3 protein-coding genes and 1 pseudogene are annotated in these 3,753 nt (G+C 72.6%); all 4 read right to left on the bottom strand.

Annotated features, from left to right (window positions below):
- Positions 1–310 (bottom strand): annotated as a pseudogene (locus tag G3I19_RS35175) (hypothetical protein); the annotation flags it as partial.
- A 4-nt stretch (positions 311–314) separates the two neighbouring features.
- Entirely contained in the window at positions 315–1,616 is a 1,302-nt protein-coding gene (locus tag G3I19_RS35180; RefSeq protein WP_164267750.1) for an NtaA/DmoA family FMN-dependent monooxygenase, read from the bottom strand.
- A complete protein-coding gene (locus tag G3I19_RS35185) occupies positions 1,613–2,701 on the bottom strand; it encodes an LLM class flavin-dependent oxidoreductase (protein ID WP_164267751.1) in 1,089 nt (362 codons plus the stop codon). The genes G3I19_RS35180 and G3I19_RS35185 overlap by 4 nt, the downstream gene beginning before the upstream one ends.
- A 14-nt stretch (positions 2,702–2,715) precedes the next feature.
- The gene (locus tag G3I19_RS35190; protein WP_164267752.1) at positions 2,716–3,468 is read right to left on the bottom strand and encodes an amino acid ABC transporter ATP-binding protein; all 753 of its coding nucleotides are present in this window, start codon (positions 3,466–3,468) and stop codon (positions 2,716–2,718) included.
- Positions 3,469–3,753: the final 285 nt, after the last annotated feature.

A 3,753-nucleotide genomic window follows, 5' to 3' on the forward strand; every position in this document is an offset into this window, starting at 1 on the left:
CGGCGGTGAGCGCGGCCCGGCCGGTGAACGGCTTCCCGTCGAGGGCCAGCCCGTCCTCATCGGTGGCCGTCAGCACCAGTTCGTCGCCGGCCGCCGCCCAGTGGCCCGCGACGCCCGGGATCCGGCCGTCCGGCGCGTCGTCGAGCCAGTGGGTGCCGGTGAGGGCCAGCGGGCCGTAGGGCGCGGAGACCGTCGCCGTCCGCTCCTCGTGCCACTTCCGCCAGCTGTCCGCCTCCGCTTCTGCCGCCCCCGTGTCCGCGGCAGCGGCGCGGCCGCCCGGGTCTCCCGTGCTTCCCGTTCCTTCTGTCATGTGATCAACCCTTCCATACCGGCTCGGCGAGACCGAGGTGGGAGCGGAGCGTCGCACCCGTGTACTCGGTACGGAACACCCCGCGCTCCTGGAGCAGCGGCACGACCCGGTCGACGAAGTCGTCGAGTCCGCCCGGGGTGAGGTGCGGGACGAGGATGAACCCGTCGGCGGCGTCGGCCCGGACGAACGCGTGGAGTTCGGCGGCGACCGCGTCCGGGGTGCCGATGAAGGACTGGCGCCCGGTGGTCTCGATGACCGTCTGCCGGATGGACAGCCCCTTCTCCTGCGAGAGCGCACGCCACTTCGCGGCGACGGCGAGCGGGTCGGCGACCTTGACCCGCCCCTGGACGAAGTCCGATCCGGGGTCGGGGTCGATGTCGGGCAGCGGCCCGTCCGGGTCGTACGCGGAGAGGTCCCGGCCCCAGATCTGTTCCAGCGCGAGGATCGCGTTCTGCGGGGACACCTGCTGCTCGCGGATGACCGCCGCCCGCTCCGCCGCGTCGGCGGCGGTGTCGCCCAGGACGTAGCTGACCCCCGGCATGATCTTCAGCTCCGACGGCTCACGGCCGTACTTCGCCAGCCGCCGCTTGGTGTCGGCGTAGAAGGCGCGGCCCGCTTCCAGCGTGCCGTGCCGGGTGAAGATCACGTCGGCGGACGAGGCGGCGAACTCCCGGCCCTCGTCCGAATCGCCCGCCTGGATGACGACGGGATGCCCCTGCGGGGAGCGCGGCACGGTGAACTCGCCGGCGATGTCGAAGTGCCGGCCCTGGTGGGCGAAGGGACGCGACCTGCCGTCGGGGCTCCAGGAGTCCCACAGTTCACGCGCCGTCGCGACGAACTCGGCGGCCCTGGTGTAGCGGTCGGCCCGGTCGAGATAGCCGCCGCGCCGGAAGTTCTCCCCGGTGAAGGCGTCGGACGAGGTGACCACGTTCCAGGCGGCCCGGCCGCCGCTGAGGTGGTCGAGGGTGGCGAGCCTGCGCGCGAGGTCGTACGGCTCGTTGAAGGTGGCGTTCACGGTCGCGGCGAGCCCGAGCCGGTCGGTGACGGCCGCCAGCGCGTTGAGCAGGGTGATCGACTCGGGCCGGCCGACCACGTCCAGGTCGTGGATCCGCCCCTGGTACTCGCGCAGCCGCAGCCCCTCGGCAAGGAAGAAGAAGTCGAACCTGCCGCGCTCGGCGGTCCGGGCGAGATGCTCGAAGGAGGAGAACTCGATCTGGCTCCGCGAGCGCGGATCGGTCCAGACCGTGGTGCTGTTGACGCCCGGGAAGTGGGCGGCGAGATGGAGCTGCTTCTGTGGTGCGGTCACGTCCGTCCCCCGGGGATTGCGTCCTTGGTGTGCGGTGTCCGCACGGTCTCGTCCCGCGGATGCGGTGGCTGCGGTGGTGTGCTGCCCGCGGGCCGCGGGCTCCGCGCGTACCGGCCCGCGGGACGGGTCAGCCCCAGATGCTCACGGAGTGTCGCGCCCGGATAGAAACGGCGCAGCAGACAGTGGTGCTGGAGCACGGGGACCGTCCCGTCGACGATCAGCGGGAGGTCGCGCTCGACGTCGGTGGGGCGCAGATGGAAACCGTCGGCCGCGCCCTGCCCGTACCAGTCGGCGATCAGCCGGGCGAGCCCCACCGCGTCGGCGCTGGTGTGCAGTTCGACCGGGAGCGAGACCAGGACGCGCAGCTGGTCGGGGCTGCGGCCGTGGGCGGCCACCCGGTTCCTGATCTCCTCGCGGAACGTGCGGGCGGTGAGCGGGTCGTCGGCGCGTACGAGTACGACATCGGCGTGGCGGACGGCCGCCTCGCGGGCCGCCGCACCGGTTCCGTCGATCACCGTGACGGGGTGGCCCTGCGGCGGTCTGGGCACGATGGCGGGTCCCCGGACGGAGAACGTACGGCCGGTGAAGTCGGTGTAGTGCAGCCGGTCGCGGTCGATGAAGCGGCCGGTGGCCACATCACGGATCTCGGCGTCGTCGTCCCAGCTGTCCCACAGCCGGGCGGCCACGTCGGCCACTTCACCCGCCTCGTGCCAGAGCTCGTCGCCGGGCGCGGCGTCGCGCCGGCCGAACAGGGCGGCCTCGGCGGCGGTCGCCGATACCGCGGTGCTCCAGCCGGCCCGGCCGCGGCTGACCCAGTCCAGGGTCGCGATCGCCGATGAGACATGGAAGGGCTCGGTGTGGGTGGTGGTGACGGCCGGTACGAGGCCGATCCGGCGGGTGCCGGGTGCGACCCGGGCGAGTACGGCCGGCGCGTCGGGTCCCGGCCTGGCGAAGGAGTCGTCGAGGGTGACGAAGTCCAGGGTGCCGCGCTCGGCGAGGAGCGCGAGGCCGGTGTAGTGGCGGGCGTCGAACCGCGGCCGGCCGCCGATCTCGGCGGCGAGGTGGAGGGGGCGGGGCACTGGCATGGTCAGGAGTCCTTTCACAGGACCTTGGAGAGGAAGGCGCGGGTACGCTCGTGCTCCGGGTGGTCGAGTACGGCGGCGGGCGGGCCCTGCTCCACGATCCGGCCCTCGTCCATGAAGACCACCGTGTCGGCGGCCTCCCGGGCGAAGCCGATCTCATGGGTGACGACGATCATCGTGGTGCCCTGGGCGGCCAAGTCCTTGATGACGTCCAGGACTTCGCCGACGAGTTCGGGGTCGAGCGCCGATGTGGGCTCGTCGAAGAGGAGCAGGCTCGGCTCCAGTGCGAGCGCGCGGGCGATGGCCACCCGCTGCTGCTGTCCGCCGGAGAGCCTGCCCGGGTAGGCGGCCGCCTTGTCGGCGAGTCCGACCCTGGCCAGCAGCCCGGCCGCGGCCGCCTCCGCCTGTTTCCTGGGTTTCCCCAGAGCGGCCACCGGGGCCTCGGTGATGTTCTCCAGCACGGTCAGGTGCGGGAAGAGATGGAAGTTCTGGAAGACGAAGCCGATCCGGGTGCGCTGCTTGAGGACCTCGCGCTCGGGCAGTTCGAAGAGGCGGTCGCCGGAGCGGCGGTAGCCGATCAATGACCCGTCCACACTGATCCAGCCGCGGTCCACCTTCTCCAGATGGTTGATGGTCCGCAGCAGGGTGGACTTCCCCGAACCGGACGGGCCGAGTACGACGGTGACCTCACCGGTGCGGACCGTCAGGTCGATACCGCGCAGCACTTCGAGAGCGCCGAAGCTCTTGTGCACGGACCTGATCTCGACCATGGCGGGGGCCTGGTCCCGTGCGTCCGTGGCGGGGGCCTGGTCCCGCACGTCCGTGGCGGGGGCCTGGTCCCGCGCGTCCGCGGTACCTGCGCCCTTGGGGACGGTAGCGGTCGGGCCGGGTTTCGTCGGGCTCGCTGTCATCGGTCGGACTCCTTGAGCACAGTGAGGGCGGCGCGCGCGGTGGCGTCGTTCTGCCGGAAGGCGGGGGCGTTCGTGTGCGGCCTGGCGAAGGCGCCGGCCGAGCGGGCCGTGGTGTGCGGGCCGAGCGCGAACCGGCGCGGGTGC

The organism is Streptomyces sp. SID10853 (assembly GCF_010548145.1).
In the GTDB taxonomy this organism is placed as follows: domain Bacteria; phylum Actinomycetota; class Actinomycetes; order Streptomycetales; family Streptomycetaceae; genus Streptomyces.